Source organism: Paenibacillus ottowii, from assembly GCF_006874425.1.
Lineage (GTDB): Bacteria > Bacillota > Bacilli > Paenibacillales > Paenibacillaceae > Paenibacillus > Paenibacillus ottowii.
Genome location: NZ_VIJZ01000008.1, coordinates 29,636 through 52,206 on the forward strand (window position 1 = coordinate 29,636; position 22,571 = coordinate 52,206).

18 protein-coding genes are annotated in these 22,571 nt (G+C 47.4%); all 18 read right to left on the minus strand.

The features are described 5' to 3' along the window. Nucleotides 1-53: 53 nt before the first annotated feature. Nucleotides 54-1,364, minus strand: coding sequence for a UDP-N-acetylglucosamine 1-carboxyvinyltransferase (murA, locus tag FKV70_RS18220; RefSeq protein ID WP_208738423.1), 1,311 nt, complete (start codon nucleotides 1,362-1,364; stop codon nucleotides 54-56). Continuing rightward, on the minus strand, nucleotides 1,354-2,259 hold the full coding sequence (murB, locus tag FKV70_RS18225; protein WP_142613752.1) for a UDP-N-acetylmuramate dehydrogenase: 906 nt from the start codon (nucleotides 2,257-2,259) through the stop codon (nucleotides 1,354-1,356). Before murB ends, murA begins: the two co-directional genes overlap by 11 nt. Before the next feature lie 146 nt (nucleotides 2,260-2,405). After that, a complete protein-coding gene (murG, locus tag FKV70_RS18230) occupies nucleotides 2,406-3,515 on the minus strand; it encodes an undecaprenyldiphospho-muramoylpentapeptide beta-N-acetylglucosaminyltransferase (protein WP_063210142.1) in 1,110 nt (369 codons plus the stop codon). A 6-nt stretch (nucleotides 3,516-3,521) separates the two neighbouring features. After that, nucleotides 3,522-4,619, minus strand: a complete 1,098-nt coding sequence (gene spoVE, locus FKV70_RS18235) for a stage V sporulation protein E (RefSeq protein WP_013372090.1) — start codon at nucleotides 4,617-4,619, stop codon at nucleotides 3,522-3,524. 49 nt (nucleotides 4,620-4,668) lie between these two features. Beyond that, nucleotides 4,669-6,090 (minus strand): UDP-N-acetylmuramoyl-L-alanine--D-glutamate ligase, encoded by a 1,422-nt coding sequence (gene murD, locus FKV70_RS18240; RefSeq protein WP_142613753.1) that lies wholly within the window; start codon nucleotides 6,088-6,090, stop codon nucleotides 4,669-4,671. Nucleotides 6,091-6,094: 4 nt separating this feature from the next. Further along, on the minus strand, nucleotides 6,095-7,063 hold the full coding sequence (gene mraY, locus FKV70_RS18245) for a phospho-N-acetylmuramoyl-pentapeptide-transferase (RefSeq protein ID WP_063210139.1): 969 nt from the start codon (nucleotides 7,061-7,063) through the stop codon (nucleotides 6,095-6,097). Nucleotides 7,064-7,085: 22 nt separating this feature from the next. After that, complete coding sequence (locus FKV70_RS18250; protein WP_142613923.1) at nucleotides 7,086-8,489, minus strand: UDP-N-acetylmuramoyl-tripeptide--D-alanyl-D-alanine ligase; 1,404 nt, start codon at nucleotides 8,487-8,489, stop codon at nucleotides 7,086-7,088. Beyond that, on the minus strand, nucleotides 8,489-9,976 hold the full coding sequence (locus FKV70_RS18255; protein ID WP_063210137.1) for a UDP-N-acetylmuramoyl-L-alanyl-D-glutamate--2,6-diaminopimelate ligase: 1,488 nt from the start codon (nucleotides 9,974-9,976) through the stop codon (nucleotides 8,489-8,491). The genes FKV70_RS18250 and FKV70_RS18255 overlap by 1 nt, the downstream gene beginning before the upstream one ends. 55 nt (nucleotides 9,977-10,031) lie before the next feature. Next, nucleotides 10,032-11,948: a stage V sporulation protein D gene (locus FKV70_RS18260; RefSeq protein ID WP_063210136.1), complete on the minus strand. Its 1,917-nt coding sequence runs from the start codon at nucleotides 11,946-11,948 to the stop codon at nucleotides 10,032-10,034. An 81-nt stretch (nucleotides 11,949-12,029) separates the two neighbouring features. Beyond that, complete coding sequence (locus tag FKV70_RS18265) at nucleotides 12,030-14,384, minus strand: penicillin-binding transpeptidase domain-containing protein (protein ID WP_142613754.1); 2,355 nt, start codon at nucleotides 14,382-14,384, stop codon at nucleotides 12,030-12,032. A gap of 60 nt (nucleotides 14,385-14,444) precedes the next feature. Next, a complete protein-coding gene (locus FKV70_RS18270; protein WP_142613755.1) occupies nucleotides 14,445-14,825 on the minus strand; it encodes a hypothetical protein in 381 nt (126 codons plus the stop codon). Between the two features lie 24 nt (nucleotides 14,826-14,849). Beyond that, nucleotides 14,850-15,800, minus strand: coding sequence for a 16S rRNA (cytosine(1402)-N(4))-methyltransferase RsmH (gene rsmH, locus FKV70_RS18275; protein WP_064796053.1), 951 nt, complete (start codon nucleotides 15,798-15,800; stop codon nucleotides 14,850-14,852). A gap of 17 nt (nucleotides 15,801-15,817) precedes the next feature. Continuing rightward, nucleotides 15,818-16,255 (minus strand): division/cell wall cluster transcriptional repressor MraZ, encoded by a 438-nt coding sequence (mraZ, locus tag FKV70_RS18280; protein ID WP_025677696.1) that lies wholly within the window; start codon nucleotides 16,253-16,255, stop codon nucleotides 15,818-15,820. Between the two features lie 327 nt (nucleotides 16,256-16,582). Continuing rightward, complete coding sequence (locus FKV70_RS18285; RefSeq protein ID WP_063210132.1) at nucleotides 16,583-17,848, minus strand: adenosylhomocysteinase; 1,266 nt, start codon at nucleotides 17,846-17,848, stop codon at nucleotides 16,583-16,585. 43 nt (nucleotides 17,849-17,891) lie between these two features. After that, complete coding sequence (bshC, locus tag FKV70_RS18290) at nucleotides 17,892-19,523, minus strand: bacillithiol biosynthesis cysteine-adding enzyme BshC (protein ID WP_142613756.1); 1,632 nt, start codon at nucleotides 19,521-19,523, stop codon at nucleotides 17,892-17,894. 121 nt (nucleotides 19,524-19,644) lie between these two features. Further along, nucleotides 19,645-20,583, minus strand: coding sequence for an ABC transporter ATP-binding protein (locus FKV70_RS18295; RefSeq protein WP_208738424.1), 939 nt, complete (start codon nucleotides 20,581-20,583; stop codon nucleotides 19,645-19,647). An 11-nt stretch (nucleotides 20,584-20,594) separates the two neighbouring features. After that, complete coding sequence (locus FKV70_RS18300) at nucleotides 20,595-21,545, minus strand: ABC transporter permease (RefSeq protein WP_063210129.1); 951 nt, start codon at nucleotides 21,543-21,545, stop codon at nucleotides 20,595-20,597. Nucleotides 21,546-21,549: 4 nt separating this feature from the next. Next, the gene (locus tag FKV70_RS18305; protein ID WP_063210128.1) at nucleotides 21,550-22,482 is read right to left on the minus strand and encodes an ABC transporter permease; all 933 of its coding nucleotides are present in this window, start codon (nucleotides 22,480-22,482) and stop codon (nucleotides 21,550-21,552) included. Between the last annotated feature and the right edge of the window lie 89 nt (nucleotides 22,483-22,571).

Below are 22,571 nucleotides of genomic sequence, written 5' to 3' on the forward strand. Positions count from 1 at the left end.
TTCTCTCCACAAAAGCCCTTTGTCCCCCCGTTAACGGAGGGACACTGTAGGCATTAATTTACGAAATCCAGTTGCTCGGGCACCGGAGACTGACGACTCATTTGCGCACCCAATCCCTGGAAAAGACGTTCGATCCGGTCATACCCTCTGTCAATGTGGTGAACCTGCTCAACAATGGTACGTCCTTGAGCGGCTAGACCGGCTATAACCAGTGCAGCCCCTGCCCGCAGATCGGTAGCTTCTACTGTAGCCCCGTACAGACGAGAAACCCCTCTTATAAAAGCAGCATTCGCATCGACCGTAATATCAGCACCCATTACATTCAGTTCATCCACATGCTTAAATCGGCTTTCGAAGACTGTCTCTTTCATCACACTAAAGCCATCCGCCAAAGAAAGCAGGACCATGACCTGAGACTGCAAATCCGTCGGAAATGACGGGTAAGGAGAGGTGACGATCCTCTCTACCGCTTTGGGACGGCTCATACAACTTACGGTCATTATATCATTCAGGATGCCGATTTGAACACCAGCCCGCCTGAGGACGTGAATCAGAGCAGACAAGTGGGAGGGGTTGCAGTGTGTCAACGACACACTACCTCGTGTAGCAGCGGCTGCGATCATAACCGTTCCAGCTACTATGCGGTCAGGAATGACCTCATACGTACATGGATTGAGTTGACTGACCCCCGTGATTGTAATGGTGTCTGTTCCGGCACCGATAATGCGGGCTCCCATGGCATTCAGAAAGTTTTGAAGATCCTGAATCTCCGGCTCCCTCGCTGCATTGGTAATTGTTGTTCGTCCTTCGGCCAGCGCCGCAGCCATCATAATATTTTCCGTTGCTCCTACGCTCGGAAAATCCATGTGGATGTCTGAGCCGATCAGCTTGCGTGCTCGAAACATAATTTGCTCGTCTTTCTCCTCAATCTCTGCCCCAAGGGCTTTTAAGCCCTCCAGGTGTAGATCAATTTTGCGCTCGCCGATCGCGCAGCCTCCGGGCTGGTAAATGGAAACTTCTCCATATCTGGCGAGCAACGGTCCCATAAGAAAGATAGATGACCGCATTTGCTTCATCAAATCCTCAGGAATTTGGAACGTTCGGACGGACGATGTATCCACATATACCGTTTCCTCTTCATGTCGGCATGTGCAACCAAGTCTTTCTAGAATACGCAGCATGACCTTAATGTCTAAAAGATGGGGGACATTCCGAATTTCCACCTTGCCTTGGGCAAGTAAACTTGCTGCAAGAATAGGTAGTGCCGCATTTTTTGCCCCATGGATACGTATGGTGCCTGACAGGGGACGGCCTCCCTCAATCACCAATTTGTCCAATGTATCACCTCCGAGTTTACCGCTCACCCACTACGAAAACCTCCGGAACTAGCTTGATGCCGGTTTGAGATGATATTGTACTTTGAATATGCTTCATTAGGGTAAGCACGTCCTCTGCTGTCGCTTGACCGGTATTTACAATGAAATTAGCATGCTGTACAGATACCTCAGCGCCTCCTGCCTTCAAGCCTTTGAGACCTGCGCTTTCAATAAGCCGGGCAGCATAGTCTCCAGGTGGATTACGGAACACGCTTCCTGCACAAGCTAACTGTAGCGGCTGGGTCAGCCTACGGCGGTCTTTAAAAGCCGCAAGTGCTGCTGAGATTTCCTCTCGGTCCCCCCGCTTCATCTGGAACACTGCCTCTGTCACCATTCCACGTTGCTCATGCAGCACGGAGTGACGATAGCTAAATTGCATATCCTCGGCATTGTACACAGCCAATTCCCCTGTATCCAGCACAATCTCAGCGGACTGGAATATTTGTGACACATCAGACCCGTGGGCACCGGCGTTCATGTAAACAGCCCCACCGACCGATCCTGGGATACCACCAGCAAATTCAAGGCCCGACAGCCCCTGCTTGCTAGCCATAACACACAGTTTGACCAGTGAAACGCCTCCACCAGCAACGATCTGTTCATCTTCGAAACGAACATAATCAAATCCTGGTCCCAGCTTGATCACCAGTCCCCGAATCCCTTTGTCAGAGACGAGCATGTTAGAACCCCGCCCCAACTGCATCCAGGGAATTGCGTGCTCGCTAGCCAGCTTCAAAAGCCTTGCCAACTGCTCTTTGGTATCCGGGATCACAAGCGCATCCGCAGGGCCTCCAATCTTCCACGTCGTATATTTGGACAGCGGCTCATGCTCCAGCACTTTTCCGATATCATGCTCCGCTAATAATGGCATCCATTGCTGCATTGTACTGAAACCTCCTTGTTGCTTGCCCCGCACAGTTATAAGGCTCTCACCTGACAACCGGCAGCCTGGGTGATGGTCACAATCTATAGGGTATCCTATGTAAATACCGTCCGGTGTGTGACAACCGCCCAAATCTGCGCTGCGGACTACCTTTTATGGGCAAGACGCTCCATTTCTTTTACTAAAATATTTGCTGAGTCAGGTTTGCCAAGCGCAGATGCCAACTCCGCCATTCGGCTCCGTCTTGCCTCATCCTTCATAATTTCCGCTATAGATTGAAACAAAGCCGGGCCACTTAATTCCTTTTCTGTGATCATGACCGAAGCCCCTGCCTTTTCAAGTGTACGAGCATTAGCTTCCTGATGGTTATTCGTCACATTGGGTGATGGAATCAAAATGGACGGAATGCCCAATGAGGTAATCTCTGCCAAGAAGGACGCCCCAGCGCGATTAACGATTAAAGAGGTACAAGCCAGCACCTCGGGCATATTGTGAATATAGGGAAGCACATGTAAATGATTGGGCAATGAGCCGATCTGATTTCGGATGCTTTCCAGCGTTTGCTCATAATAAGATTCGCCAGTTACATATACAAAATGGACGTCTTTCAGTTGCGAAAGTTGCGGCACCATTGCAATCATGGCATCATTAATGGCCTTCGCCCCTCTGCTGCCGCCAACTACCAGGACAACCGAGCTATTCATCGGAACCCCTATAGTAGCAAATCCCCGATCCCGGTTAGCCAAACGAACTGTTGTAGCACGCGGATTCCCAGTGTATAGTACATTTTTAGCTTTGGGAAAAGCCCCTTCCGAGCCTTCAAAGCTAACAGCCACTGTATCCACATAGCGACTCAGAAATGCATTGGTCAGCCCAGGAATCGCATTTTGTTCATGAATTATGCTAGGTATTCCCAACTTGGAAGCTGCATAGACGACAGGGCCGCATACATATCCCCCTGTCCCAATAACGATATCTGGCTTAAATTTCTTTAATAATGCTTTGGACCTGCGAACTCCTTTGAAAAAGCGCATGATCGTTTTTATATTTTCCACAGACAAGCTGCGACGAAATCCTGTGATATCAATAGCTTCAAACGGGATTTTTTCCTGAGGAACCAATTTACTTTCAAGTCCTCGTTGACCGCCAATGTATAAAAATTCAGCGTCTGGATCTATTTCTTCGCACTGTCTGGCTACGGCCAATGCTGGATAAATATGCCCTCCAGTACCGCCGCCGCTCAACACGACGCGCATAAACGTTCACCTCGCATAACGTGATAAATTCAATAAAATGCCCAAAGCAGTTAGCATTAAGGTCAATGAAGAACCTCCATAGCTGATTAAGGGCAGTGTTATTCCTGTTACCGGCATTAGTCCGATAACAACACCAATATTAATAACGACCTGTACCGCAACCATCCCGACAATTCCCACCGCAAGCAAACTGCCATAGGTATCCGGAATGGTTATAGCGACACGCATCCCTCTCCAAACAAGGACCAAAAAAAGCCCCAGCACGGTCATTCCGCCGATAAAACCAAGCTCCTCCGCCAATATGGAAAAAATAAAATCCGTCTGTGGTTCAGGAACGTAGCTGTATTTTTGCCGGCTCATACCGAGCCCCAGGCCGGCCAATCCACCAGGACCAATAGCATATAGCGACTGAATTATTTGATAACCCGCACCAAGCGGATCTGACCAAGGGTCCAAAAACGCAGTAATACGCTGGAGCCGATAAGGGGCAGCTGCAATCAGTGCAGCAAACCCCGCTGCCCCCGACAAGGCCAGTAGACCAAGATGCTTCATACGTGCGCCTGCGGTAAATACGATCAGCATGGATGCTCCCATCATTACCGTGCCTGTGCCCAAGTCAGGCTGGAGCATAATAAGCCCAAAAGCCAGCCCCATCAGCCCAAGCGGGGGCAACAGGCCACGCGTAAAAGAGCTAATATCATAGTCAGGACGACTGAGCCATTGAGATAGAAATAGAATCATGCCTAGCTTCATAAACTCGGAAGGCTGAATGCCAAAAGAGCTAATACCGAGCCAGCTTCGTGCCCCGCCTCTTACTACACCAATGCCTGGAATTAAAACGGCGACCAGTAGCGCCAAACAGATCAACAATACGACCTTGGCATATTTCTGCCAAATCCGATAGTCCGTTCTGGCAGTAAAGTACATGGCTACAAGGCCAAGCCCCGCAAACAGCAATTGCCGTTTAACAAAATAGTAGGAGTCCCCGTACTCGTGAAAAGCGAGGACGGCGCCCGCGCTGTATACCATAACCATGCCGATGGCTAACAAGCTTACAATACAGACGAAAAGCCATATATCTGGCGCCGGACGAGATTGTTTCATCAGGAGGCCACCCCTTGCATAAAAGTAGGGGCTTATCCAACCCCCCTACTTACAATTTATGCGCCGCCTCTTTAAAAATACGTCCACGCTCTTCATAGGATTGGAACATATCCCAACTTGCACAGGCAGGTGAGAGTAATACCACGTCTCCCGTCTCAGCAAGTTCAGCTGCCTTGTATACAGCCTCCACGAGCGTAGCGGCGGCATCCTCCCCATTATCGACGACCTTGACATGCTCTATTCCAGCCTGGCGGGCCCGATCTGCCAGCTTATGCCGTGTCTCACCCAAGAGCACAACGGCTTTCACACCTTCCTGCAAGGACGGTACAAGCTCCGCATAATCAGAGCCACGATCCAATCCTCCGGCAATGAGTACAATGGGCTCCTTAAAGGAAGATAAGGCCATCATGGTCGCTTTGGAATTGGTTGCTTTGGAATTGTTGTAATAAGCCACTCCAGCGTGTTCTAAAACATATTCAAGCCGATGTTCTACGCCGCGAAAAGCACTTAGAGGTTCCGCTAGTTTTGCTGGTTCTGCGCCTGCGGCAATGGCGATTGCACAAGCAGCCAGAGCATTTTCTACGTTAAAACGACCCGGTAAACCAATATCGCTGACGCCTATAATGGGATGCAGTACCCCATTGCCATCACGATAAACGATATTTCTTTCAATATCATCCGTCACATCCGGTATGTATGGCGGGTCAGCGAACAACCCTTCCTGCAAACGTTCCGTCATGGAGAAAGGAAGTAGCTTTGCTTGAATATAGGGCACAAGCTCTCGACAGACGGGATCATCCCAGTTCACCACAGCAGTATCTGCCGCTGTTTGATTGGCGAAAAGACGTGCCTTGGAGGCAATGTAGTCCTCCATGCCTCCGTGGTAGTCCAAATGGGTCTCAGCTACATTGAGCAAGCAGGCTACAGCGGGTTTGAAGTCCTTTGTTCCTTTTAACTGAAAGCTGCTCAGCTCCACAACCATCCACTCGTCCGACTTGGCGTCCACAGCCGCCTCACATAATGGCGTACCGATATTACCAGCCACAATCGGATTCATACCGGATGCCTCCAACAACTTGCCCACCCAAGTAGTCGTAGTCGTCTTTCCGTTGGAGCCCGTAATTCCGATGATCGGAGCTTTACATAGATGGTAGGCGACTTCAACTTCGGTCACAACCTCAATGCCGAGCTCGACAGCTTTCTGTACGGGAGGAGCTGTGTAAGGAATTCCTGGATTTTTGACAACCAGCTTCACTCCAGGATGAATCAGCCCTTCCGGGTGCCCCCCGCATAAAACGGAAATTCCCAAAGCCTCTAATTCAGAAGCTTCGGGACATTGTTCCCTATCTTTTTTATCATTAACTATGAGCTTGGCACCGGCCTGGTGCAGCACCTTGGCAACTTGTACGCCGCTTTTGGCCAGACCGATAATGACAACTTCCTGATCTCGGTATGCGTCTGGATGATTCATTTGTCTACAACCCCTTGTTGAGATAAAGTCCAAGTCCTGCCAACAGCAGTCCTACAGCCCAGAATGTAATAACTACGCGCCATTCGGACCAGCCGGACAGCTCGAAATGATGATGAATCGGGCTCATTTTGAAAATACGTTTGCCACGTGTTTTAAAGGAGGCTACCTGCAAGACCACGGACAACATTTCGATTACAAATACACCACCGATAATGATGAACAAAATTTCGCTTTTTGTAACGATGGCAATGGCACCTATGGCGCCGCCGATTCCCAGCGAGCCGGTGTCACCCATAAATACTTTGGCAGGATGAGCGTTATATACGAGAAAACCAAGTACAGCGCCAATCATGGCCGCTGCGCAAACGGCAGCCGGAAGCGAGGTTGCTTGAATTGCCACAACAGCATAAGCAGCAAATGCAATCGCACTTGTACCGGACAGCAGCCCGTCCAGCCCATCTGTAAAATTGACTGCGTTGCTAATCGCCAGCATCATGATAATAATGAACGGATAATAAAACCAACCGCCCCAATCAAATGACCATGATGTGCCCGGGATGCCGATTGCTGTGCTGTGATCATTGCTAATCAGAAGCCAGCTCATAATCGCTCCAAACAATAACTGCCCGAACAGCTTTTGACGCGCCGTTAGACCAAGCGAGCGTTTAAATACGATTTTGATATAGTCGTCCAGAAAGCCGATTAGTCCAAAACCGAGTGTAGCAACCAGCAGAACGTAAAAGTCCGTATTTTTGATAGCTGAGAACTTAAGAAAGGTCAGCGTAAAAGCCAGCAGAATTACGATACCACCCATTGTAGGCGTACCTATTTTTTTAAGATGGCTTTGCGGCCCGTCATCCCGGACCTGCTGGCCGAATTTCATTCGCCGCAGCAGCGGAATGAGCAATGGAGCGGCAATGACCGCCAGTATAAACGATACGACGATCGTCAGCAGTAATAATTGAATATCCATGGGAGTCTCCCTCTCGTCAACATCAGTTCTGTAGCGGACCGTTTTTCAGCGCATCCACAATTTCTTCTAATCGCATCCCTCTGGATGCCTTAACCAGCACAATATCATCGGCATGGAGATAAGTCTGCAAATGCTGGGTCAGCTTTTGCTTATCTGCATAAGCATGTACGTTACCAGTTGGCATCGTCTCACGCGCACCCTGCGCAATTGAAGCGCCCAACTCACCGTAGGTAAACACTGTCTCTAGGTTATGCTCTGCAGCAAACCGCCCAATTTCCTCATGGAATTGCTTTTCTTCAGTTCCAAGTTCCAGCATATCACCAAGCACGGCAATTTTACGTCCAGCCGTTTTATATGCAGACAACGTCTGAATTGCTGCCTTCATGGAAGCTGGACTGGCATTGTAAGCGTCGTTCAGCACGGTAAGTCCATCCGCACACTTCACGACTTCAATGCGCATGCCCGTCAGCTTTAAAGACGACAATCCCTTACGTATATGGTCTACATCCACATTGAAATGACGTGCTACTGCCAGCGCCGCCAATGCATTTACAACATTGTGCTGTCCAAGTAGGGGAAGCCGGAAAGCCTCTTGGCCGGATTGGGCTGTTATGAATAAGCTGCCTTCTCCATCCGAAGTAATTTCAGTTGGATAATCATCATTGTCCGTAGCTAACCCGAACGTGAATAATTTTAATCCTTCAGGCTTGACCGTTTCAGGCTCTGCCAACACTTGTGGAAGTAGTGGTTCATCCCCATTATAGATAAGCAATCCACCGGGTTTAATCCCACTTGCGATTTCCAGCTTTGCACGAGCAATTTCAGTGCGAGAACCAAGCTGAAGTAAATGCGATTCGCCAATGTTGGTTATGACAGCTACATCTGGTTGAGCAATATTAGCCAGCAGACGGATCTCTCCGCGCCCACTCATACCCATCTCCAGAATCACTATATCTGTATCCTGCGGCATGGACAGTACCGTTAACGGCAACCCGATATGATTGTTATAATTTCCTTCGGTTTTGTGTACTTTAAAAGTCGTGCCGAGCAGAGCATTTACAATATCCTTCGTTGTCGTCTTGCCGTTACTTCCCGTGATTCCGACGACAGAAACGCCAGTTTCTCGCAAGTATGCGGCTGCTAGATGCTGAAGGGCTTCTAACGTATCCTCAACCTCAATAGCATTCACGGTCGGGGGTGCTCCATGATCCTTTTGCCATAAATACGCGGTAGCCCCTCCATCGCTTATGATCTGCTGAACATAATGATGTCCATCAAATCGTTCACCTGCGAGTGGAACGAACAACCCCAGGCTCTGTGGCCTGCGTGAATCTGTAAAAACGCCCTCAACCATCCGTTCGGCATCTGCCTCTGCGTGAAGTGTCCCTCCACACATGGATGCAATCTGACCGATTGTTCTTTTCATCACTTGGATAAACCCCTTATCGCTTCTTTGGCTACGATGCGATCGTCAAATTCATGCACCGTGTTTCCGATCAACTGGTAAGTCTCATGACCTTTTCCCGCAATCAATACTACATCGTCAGGGCTTGCCATTTCAACAGCTTTATGAATTGCAGTTCTGCGATCCACGATCAGTTCATAACGTTCGGCAGGTACGCCTTCATCAATCAACCCTTGTTCGATATCTTGCAAAATCGCCAGCGGATCTTCTGTTCGCGGATTGTCGGAAGTAATAAAGGAATGATCGCTGTATCGTGCAGCAATTTTCCCCATTAACGGACGTTTTGTACGATCCCGATCTCCACCGCATCCAAATACACACCATACTTTGCCAACCGCAAATTCCTTTACGGTGCGCAGAACATTTTCCAATCCATCCGGCGTATGGGCATAATCAACAATTACAGCAAAGGACTGACCCGCATCAACAGGCTCTACCCGTCCATCCACGCCTGCGATTGATTCCAGACTCCGCTTGATATCCAAGAGCGAGATTCCTTCCAGCAAAGCAGCTGAAATGGCTGCCAGTGCGTTGTACACATTAAACTTGCCTACCATTCGAAGCTCAATGTCAGCATCTCCTTTAAAAGTGGATACATGGAAGGAGGTTCCTTTGGCACTTATAGTGATACGAGAAGCTTGCACATCCGAGTCCTTTTCCACGCCGTATGTAATCACTTGGGCCGCAGTTTGAGCCTGCAAATAGGAAGAGGCTGGATCGTCTGCATTCAGAACAGCATATTTACTATTGGATGTATCGCTAGAGAAGGTGTTCCCCAATCTGGAAAACAAAAGCCCTTTTGCAGCACGGTACTCCCCCATCGTGTTGTGATAGTCCAGATGATCCTGAGTCAGGTTTGTAAATATAGCGGTACGAAAATCTGTTCCTTTGACGCGACCCTGCTCCAACGCATGTGAAGATACTTCCATGACACAGCACTGAACCCCCTGCTCTGCCATATTCCCAAGATAACGTTGCAGTTCTACCGCTTCAGGCGTAGTACCGGACATAGGATAAGACTGACCGTTATAACGCATTTGAATCGTACCTATCAGCCCAGTGTTTACCCCAGCGTCATTCATAATTTTTTCGATCAGATATGTTATCGTTGTTTTCCCGTTCGTTCCAGTTATGCCGATCATGCGCATGCGGCGGCTTGGTGAATCAAACATATAATCCGCCAAAACCGCCATCGCATGTCGCGCATCCTTAACAACAAGCTGCGGAACAGGTACATCCAGTTCTCTCTCTACGACCAAAGCAGATGCCCCGGACGCAACGGCCTGCCCAGCATAGTCATGTCCGTCTACTGTAAAACCGGGCAAGCACAGAAATAAGTCTCCTGGCTGCACGCGACGTGAATCCGCCCCGATTCCTCGGCAATCCACTGTACCGTCACCCACCACACGGGAGACGGCCAGCAGTGAAGCCAATTGTTGAAGCTGCATCTTTCATTCCTCCATTGCTCTCTCATTATTCATAGTATGGTATAAAAAGAACCTATCAATCCCCCATATATATACGGATCGTTGATCCCCGCTCTAATCTGGCGCCCGGCTTCGGCGCCTGACTCACAACCGTCTGGCCTGACCCGGATTTCACGAGCATAAAGTTCATATTCATATCTTCATATAAATCAGCTGCAGTGGCACCTACCAGATCGGGCACCGTTTCAATCGGATTTTCGCCATACTTGTACTCTTTGGCAATTTGATTGGTGCGAGGTGGTATTTTCAAGGCAATCAGCGCATCCTTTAAAATATTTTGTACGATTGGCGCAGCAACCACCCCGCCGAATTGAATCCCCTTCGGGTTATCGACAGCAGTATAGACGACGATTTGCGGATCATCCGCCGGAGCAAAACCAATAAAGGATACAATATGCTCCGAGGAAGAATACCGTCCATTAATTACCTTTTGTGCTGTACCCGTTTTACCGCCGACCCGGTAACCTTCAATAAAGGCAGGACGACCTGTACCTTTAGCGACGACACTTTCCAGCGTTTCTCTTACCTGTCGGGAAGTCTCCTCTGAAACCACCCTACGCACCAATTGTGGCTCCACTTTTTCTAGAATCTTTCCCGTTCCAGGCTGAATCCAGCCTTTGGTAATGTGAGGCTTGTAAAGATTACCGCCATTGATTGCTGCCGATACGGCCGTTACCTGCTGAATCGGAGTGACAGATACCCCTTGACCAAAAGCCGTAGTAGCCAGCTCTACAGGTCCCACCTGAGGTAGCTTGAACAAAATGCCATTGCCCTCACCAATCATGTCAATTCCTGTTTTGCTGCCGAAGCCGAAATTGCGAATGTATTTGAACAATGTTTCTTTGCCCAGGCGTTGTCCCAACGTTACAAAGCCGGGGTTGCAAGAGTTTTCCACTACCTGAAGAAAGGTCTGGCTGCCATGCCCGCCTTTTTTCCAACAACGCAGGCGTGCTCCACCGACTTCAATATATCCCGGATCAAAAAAACGGTCATTTTTGAGATTGACCTTCTTTTCTTCCAAGGCAGCGGCCAGTGTAATAATTTTAAAAGTAGACCCAGGTTCATATGTCATCCAAATTGGCAGATTTCGATTGTAAATTTCAGGCGCATATTGCTTGTATAGCGCTGGCTCATAGCTGGGTCGTCCAGCCATGCCTAATATTTCCCCCGTCTTGGGGTCCATCGCAATAGACAGCGCGGACTTCGCCTGAAATTTGACCATGGCTTGGTCAAGCTCACGTTCCATGATGGACTGCACTGACTTATCAATGGTTAATTGCAGATTTAGTCCATCCTTCGGTTCAATGTACTTTTCAGATGAGCCAGGCATCAAGCGGCCACCTGCGTCTGATAAATACGCGATGCTCCCGTCGATTCCCCGAAGCTTGCTGTTTTGCTGCTTCTCTACCCCTGTCAGCCCTTGATTATCAATTCCTGTAAACCCAAGAATATGAGCCGCCAGATCACCATAAGGATAATAGCGTTTGTTGTCTTCAGCAACAACGATACCCGGCAGCTTCAAATCACGAATTTTTTGGGCTTTCTCCATCGTAATTTTTCGTCCGCCGGGCTGAAGTTTTTGGCTTGCTGTTCGTTTGGTAATCAGCTTGAGCACTTTATCCTCACTCATATCCAGCAAGGGTGCCAGCCTGCGTGCCGTTTCTTCCGGCTCCTTGATTTGTACTGGTATCGCCATGACCGTCGGCGAGCTGACATTATAAGTCAGCGCAGTCCCCTGCCGATCCAAAATTTCGCCACGCTTGGCGGCAAAAGGAATATTGCGGCGCCACGAATCTTCAGCCTTGGCTGAAAGCTCGCTTCCTTTACCCAATTGAACATAGGCGAGCCGGATCGACAAGGCCGCAAACAGTACAAACAACCCCAGTAGCCCCCATACCAGCCTGCGCCGCATGGTCACGTTAGATTTTTTCAAACGCGCCCCCTCCGTTCCTCAAATACTCATGACATGTCTTACCTCATGAATATTCAAAAGAACGAACATTAGAACAAGCTATCAGTTATCTTCGCCTTTAATTGCGGCAGCGCTTTTCTCATCTGCTATTGCAGATATTCCTCCTTTAGGAGCCACCGTGTTTGTTCCAGCATTCGCCGTAGCACCGGTTTTGGTTTTAGAATCGGTCGCTGTTCCCGTTGAGTTGCCTGACTGGTTAGTTGCAACTCCAGTGGTCGAGTCCTGTGCTTCCTCTAGCTTCACGCCGGTCACTGTTTCTTTGGCTGGCATAAGCGTCACACTGACGATCCGCTTGCCACTTACCATTTGTGTCTTTTGAGAAGCAACATACCCTTCACCGGTTACCTGAACGCCAACCTTCATCAGTGTTAAGACTTGAAGTGTGTCACGCAAAGACACACCCGTAAAGTCAGGAATTGTCATGTTGGCACTATCCTCAGTCAGCAAATAAATACGCTGCCCTGGTTTCATTTTGACGCCTGCTTCAGGATATTGACGGACAATTTTGGAGCCTTTACCTACCGTTTCGTAAGCAATTCCCTGTTTGAGCAATGTATTTTGCGCGTCCTTCTTCACTTGGCCTGTTAATTGTGGTACCGTTGGTAAATTCACCGTTTTTACTGCAGCCCCATCTGATTTATTCGTTTTGGTTCCCGTTTTAGGAACTCCCATATATTGCAGCGATTGGGACACAATTTTTTTAAACACAGGCGCTGCTGCTGTACCGCCGCCTACCGATTTGTTAGGTTCATCCATGACGACCAAGACGGCTATTTTCGGATCATTGACAGGTGCAAAACCAATAAAGGACACGACATCCTTGGAATGGTCATATACTTTACCGACAACTTTCGTCGCCGTCCCTGTTTTACCAGCAACACGATATCCATCAATATAGGCAAGACGCCCCGTACCAATTTCCTGGTCAGACACGACCTGTTCCAGGTAGCTACTTGTCTGAGTTGCAGATTCCTGAGTAATTACTTGGCGGACTTCCTTCGGTTGAATCGTCTGCACTTCGCCTGTATCTGGGTTCATAATTTCCTTCACCAGATGAGGCTGCATCAACTTCCCACCGTTAGCTATTGCCGAGATCGCTGCTACCTGCTGAATTGGCGTTACCTGAACACGTCCGTGTCCAAAGGAAGCCGTGGCGACTTCGGATTTGTATTGGGTATGGAAGGTAATAGCACCCGTAGACTCACTTGGGAGATCGATGCCTGTTTTCACACCAAAGCCAAAGTTATTGATATACCTCTTCAGCCTCTCGCCCCCCAACTTATCGAGCCCCAGATGAACGAAGCCGACGTTACTTGAACGTTTGACCCCTTGCAGGTAGGTTAATGTTCCCCAGTTACGGCTTACGTCACGAATATCCCAGCCTCCGACGCGAATCATACCAGATTGGTAGGTATCATTCGGATTAAATAACTTTTCCTGAACTGCTGCAGCCAAAGTTACTATCTTGAACGTGGAGCCCGGTTCATAGATCGACTGGGTAGCATTATTACGGAAATTTTCCAAAGGTGTACTCCCATATGTATTGGGATTAAAATTCGGATAAGTCGCCATACCGAGAACATCCATTGTTTTGGGATCAGCCGCTACAACCGTCATCGTTTTCGGATTATATGTTGCTATCGCCTGCTGCATGGCATCCTCTATATAATACTGAATCGTATCATCAATCGTCAGCTTTAAATTTTTCCCATTTTGAGCCGGCTCATAGATATTTTCCGATCCCTGAAGAGGAACTCCCTTTCGGTCCCGCTGATAAAGCAGCTTGCCAGCTGTACCGGAAAGCTCTTTATTATAATAGGCTTCCAACCCCATACCTGCTGTACCATCTTTTCGTAGATAGCCAAGGACATGAGAAGCCAGCTTATTTTCCGGATAATAGCGTTTGGATTCCTGAACAGTGTCCACAGCTCCAATTACCCCATACTTATCCTTCAAATACTGTTTGAACGTATCCACCTGTGCTTTCACCTCAGGGTCTACCTTCCAGCCCCCGTTACGAATCTCACGGTTTTTTAAGTATTCCCCCTCTTTATCCTTTGCAGATAAATGTCTTCTCAGCTCATCCTCGGGCGTTTTGAGTAGCTGATGCAGCTTGGCTACAACCTCATTCTCCAAGTCATATTCCTGAATGATGCTAGGATTGACAACCACCGTATAAGCCGGTGCATCCGCAGCTAGTACATTCCCCTTACGATCCATGATGGTTCCCCGCTTGGGTTGAATCACCTGATCTTTTTCTACCTGTGTAACTACTAGATTATGCCAATGTTCCCCACTCACGACTTGAATCCAAAATACCTTAAGTAGCAGAACAAGAAAAAAGAGGGTAATACATCCCCCTATTAGCAGTGTGCGAAGCTTTATTCTTTTGACCATAGCTCAAACCTCTCTGCAAAAAAATGTACGTCAGAGCATAGCTTGATGCTATGCTCTGAACTATTTGGCAGCCTGCTTTTCCACACGAATGGGCTCTCTTGTTGGTTCGATATACCCTTGTTCCTTTGCCGTTGGCACAATCTGATTCTCCAAACGCTCCTTTTGAATCTTCAGTTGGGCGATATTGGTCTGTAATTTGGAAATGTCCTTGCTGGCTGTACTAATTGCATAATTAATTTGATAAATGTGAGCATACCTGCCAATCAACGTCCCAGCAATGACAATGCATGCTACAAGTGTCAATAGATACAGCAGCTTTTCTCGAATCGGCAGCTCTCTGCGGCGTGTAACGACTTTAGTGGTTTCACGATACCGTTGTTGCTGAACCTGTTCCTGATGGGCTCTTTCTTTCACAGCCAAATTACCGCGTGTATAAGCCATGTCGCCTCTCCTTCTCCATTAAATTTACAATTTTTCGGCAACTCTCAGCTTGGCTGACCGGGATCGTGGATTAAGCTCCAATTCCTGTTCTGATGCCACAATCGGCTTACGATTCACCAGCTTCAGATCGCCTACCATTTTGTCATTCAGAATCGGCAAATCAGACGGATAGATGCTTTTCGCCAAATACTCTTTGAAAATATGCTTGCATATCCGATCCTCCAAGGAATGGAACGTAATAACCGAAATTCTGCCCCCTGGAGCCAGACATCTTACTGCCTGATGCAAAGTATCTTCCAGTGCACCCAGCTCGTCATTCACAGCAATCCGCAAAGCCTGAAAACTGCGTTTAGCCGGATGTCCCCCGGTTCTGCGTGCCGCAGCCGGAATTCCTTCTTTGATAATATCGACAAGTTCCCCCGTTGTGTGAATAGGCTTGTTCATTCTACGTTCAACCATGATCTTCGCGATCCGCCTGGAGAACTTCTCTTCTCCATATTGAAACAGGATACGGGCAATCTCCGCTTCCGGCCATTCATTAACAATTTCGTATGCTGTAAGCGAACTGCTCTGATCCATCCGCATATCAAGCGGCGCGTCATGATTGTAACTGAATCCCCGTTCCCCTTCATCGAACTGGGGCGAGGATACACCCAGGTCGAACAAAATACCCTGGACCTGCGGAACGCCGTCTTTTTCAGGCAATCCCAGTTCGGCCAGCTTGTCCTGCAAGTGGCGGAAGTTGGATTTCACTAATGAAACCTTTCCTTCATAGGCTGACAGCTTCTCGCGTGCATTGTTCAATGCCCAGTCGTCCTGATCAAAGGCAATGAGCCTTCCCTCAGGGCCAAGCTGTGATGCAATGACGGAACTGTGTCCTGCCCCTCCCAACGTGCAGTCCACATAAATCCCGTCCTGCCTGATGTTTAGTGCCTGTGTTGCTTCTTCCTTGAGTACGGTAATGTGGTGAAACAAACGGCTGACCTCCTAAATTACAATTCAAAGTTGAAATCAACCAATTTCTCAGCAATGTCGTTAAATGCTTCTTCTGATTGGTTGAAATATTGCTCCCAAGTGTGCTTGCTCCAAATCTCTACCCGGGTGGACACTCCCAATACGACGCACTCTTTTGTAAGCTTGGCGTATTCGCACAAATTCCCCGGTAAATTTACCCTGCCCTGTTTGTCCAATTCGCATTCAGTCGCCCCCGAGAAAAAAAACCGGGTAAACGCCCGCGCATCAGCTTTCATTAGAGGCAGTGCTTTAAGTTTTTTCTCCATAACAGCCCACTCATCCATGGGATACACGAAGAGGCATTGATCCAGCCCGCGGGTAACCACGAACGAGGCACCGAGAAGTTCACGAAACTTGGCTGGGACAGTAAGCCGCCCCTTATCATCAATGCTATGTTGGAACTCCCCCATAAACATTGGTTTCGTCACCCCTTACCCCATTCTCCCACTTTGGCCCACTTTCCACCACCTAAGCATAATAGATTCGCTTTAAAAAATCAAAGACCTCTTTTTCATGACGAAAAAGTGATAATTCTAGATTCATGGCATGCTGTCTGTTATTGTAGCCGTGCGTCATAAGATGCCAAAAAGCCCCTTATCCCATGAAAACGAACCCCGACAATATGCATCAGGTTTCGAAACAACATGGAATAAAGGGCTTATACTCGATCCATATGTCAACCTATACAAGCACTTGCATTAAAAATGCAACACTTCTGCAGCGGACATCATTACTGAAAATAATTACGCGTTCCAGCTATCCAGATAGACCTTTTGGTCTTCTGTTAATGTATCAATCTTGATCCCCAAGCTATCAAGCTTGAAACGAGCTACCTGCTCATCAATTTCATAAGGTACATTAATCACGGCTTTGCCTAGCTCGTTGTAACGATCATTCACATATTTCAAGCCAAGTGCCTGAAGCGCAAATGTCGTATCCATAATCTCCGCAGGATGACCGTCAGCGGCAGCTAGATTTACGAGGCGCCCTTCTGCGAGCAAATACATCTTACGTCCATCCTTAAAGCGGTATTCCTCGATATTTCGACGCACTGTGCGAATGGATTCGGAGCGTTTAGCAAGCTCAGGCTTACTAACCTCCACATCAAAATGGCCTGCGTTACACAGCACAGCTCCATCCTTCATCACATCAAAGTGTTCGCCTGTAATCACAGCTTTATTTCCAGTTACTGTAATGAAGAAATCGCCCACTTTGGCAGCTTCCACCATTGGCATCACATGAAACCCATCCATATGGGCTTCTACGGCCTTGATTGGATCAACTTCGGTTACCACCACATTGGCTCCCAGCCCTTTTGCACGCATAGCAACCCCTTTGCCACACCAGCCGTAACCTACTACCACTACTGTACTTCCTGCCACTACCAAATTAGTCGTACGAATAATGCCGTCGAAAGCTGACTGGCCTGTACCATAACGGTTGTCGAACAAATATTTGCAGTAAGCATCATTTACAGCGACCATCGGAAAGTGAAGCTGCCCTTCTTTTTCCAAAGCCTTCAAACGAATAATCCCTGTAGTGGTCTCCTCTGCTCCTCCACGGATCGTAGAAATCAGATCAGGACGTTCAGATTGCAACAAAGTAACCAAGTCGCCACCGTCATCGATAATGAGATCTGGCTTAGTTTCCAGCGCCTTGATTTGCAAATTCTTGAATTCCTCAGGATCTGGATTGTATTTAGCTAATACCGTTACACCATCTTCAACTAATGCGGCGCAAACATCATCTTGTGTTGACAATGGATTACTTCCTGTAATGGTTACCTGTGCTCCACCTGCTTGTACCACTTTAGCCAGATAAGCCGTTTTGGCCTCCAAATGCAAACAAATCGTTACCTTCAGACCGGCAAAAGGCTGCTCTTGCTCAAATTGTTGACGTATACGGTTCAATACTGGCATATGGGCTTCTACCCAATCAATTTTCAAATGACCTTCTGGGGCCAATTTAAGATCGTGAATAATGCTATTTTGCAGAGAATGGGAAGTCATACGTTGTTTCCTCCTATATATTAGTTAAATGGGTTTATGATCCTTATACATAAATCACACGATGCGTTCCCGACAGATCCAATGGCACGTCCATAATCATATCCATCAGGTCGAGACCGTAACGGTTCAGAAAATGATAGACTGTATACGCACGCTCCTGCGGTTGTCCAAATGGGAAAAGCGACCATTCGATATAATCCCAGTGGCGAAGTGCTGTTCCATTTTGCCGAAGCAGTGCTTCCTGCACCTTTGCCTCCAGATAGGCGATTTGCCCTAGAATTTTCTCACAGTTGGTTTCTCCGAGCTGTAGCAAACCCTTTTCTATCATCCCTGCCTGCTGTATCAGCGGTTTATACATACGAACAAAGGCATCCTTAGCCGTGGAAAACTGATCCTGCATTCCAAGCTGATCTTGAGTAGCAATCCATTGCTTTTTCCGTTCCACAAGCCCGTCTCTAACTTGAGCAAAAGTTAGTTCGTACTTAAGCATATGCTTTTCCACACCTGGCTCCATCAATGTAAAAGACATTCGGGGCAGCAGGATTGGCATCTGCATCCCTAGCACCCCGAAAGCGTCCCGTGTAATCGCCCAGTAGGCAATTTCTCCTAGTCCCAGCACAGATGCCAGCACCGGGAAGAGTGAATCCTGCATGAGAGGACGGGTTAGTACATTGTTACTAAAACGTTCGGGGTGTCTATCTATCTCTTCAAGCAGTTCATCCGCAGTAAACGCGACCAAACCACGCCGGTCTGTAAATAATCCAGCTTTTTTGAAAAGCAGCAGGCGTTCCTCTTCATAAATGTAAAAAAGGTTCGCCCCCCCTTCATGCACATCCGCTTGTAAATGATAACCATAATCCATAATTCGCGCAGCGGTAGTCTGATAAGTTGTCTCCAACTCATCATTGTGCTGAACCAACTGTCTAAAAATGGATGTCTCCAGCTTGCGCAGTGAAGGATCTGCAGAGTCCATAAGCACCAATCCATAGGTGCCAAACAAACGTCCCATCAGTCTGGCAAAGGAATCACTTAGTCCGTATGAATCTGTCAAACCGTGCTCAATCATACGCATAATATCGGTCTTATGTTCTGAATCTGGCAAGTTTTGCTCTATATCCGCCATCGCTTGCTTCCACTCAGCCGTATCGACTTTAATAGCACTTACCGAAGAACGACGTTCAGGCTGCTTATTCAGCTTGATTTTAACTGCTTGCCGGTCTTGTGCCATTACGTATGTATGATTGACCTCGTCCCAGTCATGATCTTCACCAGCAATCCAGAAAACCGGAATAACCGGACGCCCAAGCCGCTCTTCAGCTTCTCTAGCTGCCTTAATAATCGTAGCGGCTTTGTAAATGACCAGCATCGGACCTGTGAACAGTCCACTTTGCTGCCCGCCAACAACTACTAAAGCATCTGGACTTTCCAAACGGTCCAATGAAGTACGAACCGCCTCATGCGAATTGTGTTGCTCATTGTATATACGAAGACATGCTACGACATCCTTACGGTTTAATCGCAGATGCTCCGTCTTATCCAGCCACTTCGCCCGTTGGGCATAAGCATCGGCGTGCAGAATATCATATTCATACAAATCGCTTGCGCGTCCTGTACCCTGAATGTAGTCTTCTGCCAAAGCCGACCCTCCGCGAAGCATTTCCGGAATTATTTTCATGGGTCTGCCTCCTGTCTCCACCAAAACCTTACTGCTTGATTGTACCGAAAGCCCATGTCCACGTCAAAGCTTCCTACAAAAAAACCGCCGAATAATTCGGCGGTTGGTATCTTTAACAAGATCAGGCGTAGGGTTCAGCTACAAAATGTCCTTTAGATACTTCAATCAGCGTGGCATTTTCTAGGTTATAAGCCCCTGCTTTATTGTCGGACGTGTTATGAATCGGTCCACCTTGATCGTCAGGTATAATGATTCGCTTTTTGTTGGCTTCGATTTCCGGGTCAGGAAGTGGAATCGCCGACAAAAGCATTTTCGTATATGGATGGATCGGATTGGCATATAATTCAGAACTTTCAGCAAGCTCAACCATTCTGCCTCTATACATTACAGCTACCCTATCACTGATGTGCTTGACCATCGACAGATCATGCGCAATGAACAGGTAGGTCAGGCCGAGACGTTCTTGGAGCTCTTTTAACAGATTGACAACTTGAGCCTGAATAGATACGTCAAGCGCTGAAATCGGCTCATCACAAATGATGAACTTAGGATTAACAGCCAGTGCACGGGCAATACCGATCCGTTGACGTTGGCCACCAGAGAACTCATGCGGATAGCGTGTTGCGTGGTCTGGGTTCAAACCAACCAGATCGAGCAACTCTTCAATCCGTCTCTTACGTTCTGCACGGCTACCCGCCATATTGTGAATATCCAGTGCCTCACCAATAATATCAGACACGGTAAAACGCGGATTTAATGATGCATATGGATCTTGAAAGATCATCTGCATATCACGACGCATTGCTTTCATTTTACTCGGTGATAATTTGTAAATATCAGTGCCGTTAAAACGCACGCTACCTGCTGTAGGTTCATATAAGCGCAAAATAGTACGACCCGCTGTAGATTTACCACAACCGGATTCGCCAACCATCCCTAGCGTTTCACCCTCACGAATATAGAAATTCAGGTTGTCCACCGCTTTGAGCACACGGTTTTTGCCAACATTAAAATACTTTTTAAGACCTTCAACTTCAATTAAATTGTTGCTACTCACCATGATCTCACCTCCTATTTCTTCAACTTCGGATCAAGCGCATCACGCAAGCCGTCGCCAAAAAGGTTGAACGCAAGCATAATCAAACTGATCAAACCTGCTGGGAAAAGCATCCGCCATGGATAATACATCCACCCGGTCAGAGCTGATTCAATCATTGAACCCAGCGACGCTTGAGGAGCCTGTACTCCTAATCCAAGGAAGCTCAGGAATGCCTCGGAGAAAATCGCGTTTGGAACTGTCAAGGTCAGTGTGACAATGATGGGTCCTACCGCGTTAGGCAACAAGTGACGGAACAACAAGCGACCTGCACCAGCACCCATTGAACGGGAAGCAAGTACGAATTCTCGATTTTTAAGTTGTAACATCTCACCACGTACAATCCACGACATGTTAATCCACCCGGTTACACAAAGTGCAATAATAATTGTGGTAACACTTGGCTCCATTACAACCAGCAACAGGATTGTAACAAGCAAGTAAGGAATGGAATACACAATTTCAGAAAATTTATTCATGATTTCATCAACGCGGCCACCAAAGTAACCCATAATTCCACCATAGATTACTCCAATCAACAAGTCAATCATTGCAGCAGCCAAACCAATAATCAAGGAAATTCGAGCGCCCATCCAAGTACGTACAAACATATCACGCCCCAGATCATCTGTTCCGAACCAATGTTCCGCCGACGGAGGAAGATTGGTGCTCAACAAATCATTTGTGCGATCATCGTATGGCGACAGCATCGGACCAACAATTGAAGCAAGCACAATGAGAACCAAAACGCTTAAGCTCGTCATAGCCAGTTTATTTTTACGAAGTCGCTCCCAAGCATCTCGCCAAGCGGATAAGCTTTCACGCTGAATAACTTCAGCCTGCTTTTCATCCGCTCCGACTCTCTGGAAATCTTCTGGTTTCACTTGAAGCTTATCCAAATTCACAGCATTATCTTTGACAGACATAAAGTTATCCCTCCTTCCCGCCAGTAAGCTTAATCCGCGGATCAATAAATCCGTATGCAATATCTGTAATAAAACGCGCCACCATCAACAAAATACCATAAAAAATAGTTACTCCCATAATCATCGTATAATCACGGGTTGTAATACTATCCACGAACACCTTACCGATACCGCCAATCCCGAAGATTCGTTCAATAACGACCGAACCGGTAATAATATTAGCCGCCATTGGTCCTACATAGGTAACAACTGGCAGAATTGCATTACGTATAACGTGTTTGAACATAATTGTAATGGATTTCAAGCCTTTAGCCTTGGCAGTCTTAATATAATCCGCATGAAGCACTTCCAGCATGCTGGAACGCGTTAGTCGAGCGATAAACGCAATCGGCGAAGCAGATAGAGCTGCAACTGGGAGAACGTAATCCATCGGACCTTCAAAGCCCATAACATTAAACCAGCCTAACTGTTGAGCAAAGAAAAATTGAATTAACGATGCCAGAACGAAGCTGGGAACCGCGATCCCCAAGATAGCTAATACCATAGCGACGTTATCTATGAGCCTACGATGATACAAAGCTGCTAGCATCCCTAGCAAGATACCGACAATTATCGACACGATTATGGCAACAAATCCGAGTTTAAGGGAAACCGTAAAGGTTTGTCCGATAATGTCAGTTACACTTTGATTCAGTTTTTTCATAGAAATACCAAAATCACCTGAAGCAATATCACCTAAGTATTTAAAATATTGGACATACACAGGCTTATCCAGCCCATATTGCTCCATTAACCGGGCTTGAATCTCAGGAGAAGTCGCTTTTTCACTCATGAAGGGGTTACCCGGAATAGCTTTCATGAGAAAAAACGTCGCAGAGATCAGAATGAACAAAGACAGCAACATATAAAAGAATTTACTGATCAAATAACGCGTCATTGCCCGTTTACACCCCCCATAAATTTTTTCGACACCATTCGATTTTATCGAAATAGAATTGGACTATCCAATCTACTTATTTGCATGGT

Excerpts from the sequence above, each read along its gene's own strand:
- FKV70_RS18285 (WP_063210132.1), bottom strand. The coding sequence starts at position 17,848 with ATGACTTCCCATTCTCTGCAAAATAGCATTATTCACGATCTTAAATTG.
- murD (WP_142613753.1), bottom strand. The coding sequence starts at position 6,090 with ATGAATCATCCAGACGCATACCGAGATCAGGAAGTTGTCATTATCGGT.
- FKV70_RS18255 (WP_063210137.1), bottom strand. The coding sequence starts at position 9,976 with ATGCAGCTTCAACAATTGGCTTCACTGCTGGCCGTCTCCCGTGTGGTG.
- FKV70_RS18270 (WP_142613755.1), bottom strand. The coding sequence starts at position 14,825 with ATGGCTTATACACGCGGTAATTTGGCTGTGAAAGAAAGAGCCCATCAG.
- FKV70_RS18300 (WP_063210129.1), bottom strand. The coding sequence starts at position 21,545 with ATGTCTGTCAAAGATAATGCTGTGAATTTGGATAAGCTTCAAGTGAAA.
- FKV70_RS18265 (WP_142613754.1), bottom strand. The coding sequence starts at position 14,384 with ATGGTCAAAAGAATAAAGCTTCGCACACTGCTAATAGGGGGATGTATT.
- bshC (WP_142613756.1), bottom strand. The coding sequence starts at position 19,523 with ATGAAAATAATTCCGGAAATGCTTCGCGGAGGGTCGGCTTTGGCAGAA.
- FKV70_RS18305 (WP_063210128.1), bottom strand. The coding sequence starts at position 22,482 with ATGACGCGTTATTTGATCAGTAAATTCTTTTATATGTTGCTGTCTTTG.
- murG (WP_063210142.1), bottom strand. The coding sequence starts at position 3,515 with ATGCGCGTCGTGTTGAGCGGCGGCGGTACTGGAGGGCATATTTATCCA.
- spoVE (WP_013372090.1), bottom strand. The coding sequence starts at position 4,619 with ATGAAACAATCTCGTCCGGCGCCAGATATATGGCTTTTCGTCTGTATT.
- mraY (WP_063210139.1), bottom strand. The coding sequence starts at position 7,063 with ATGGATATTCAATTATTACTGCTGACGATCGTCGTATCGTTTATACTG.
- mraZ (WP_025677696.1), bottom strand. The coding sequence starts at position 16,255 with ATGTTTATGGGGGAGTTCCAACATAGCATTGATGATAAGGGGCGGCTT.
- murB (WP_142613752.1), bottom strand. The coding sequence starts at position 2,259 with ATGCAGCAATGGATGCCATTATTAGCGGAGCATGATATCGGAAAAGTG.
- FKV70_RS18295 (WP_208738424.1), bottom strand. The coding sequence starts at position 20,583 with ATGGTGAGTAGCAACAATTTAATTGAAGTTGAAGGTCTTAAAAAGTAT.
- FKV70_RS18250 (WP_142613923.1), bottom strand. The coding sequence starts at position 8,489 with ATGAAAAGAACAATCGGTCAGATTGCATCCATGTGTGGAGGGACACTT.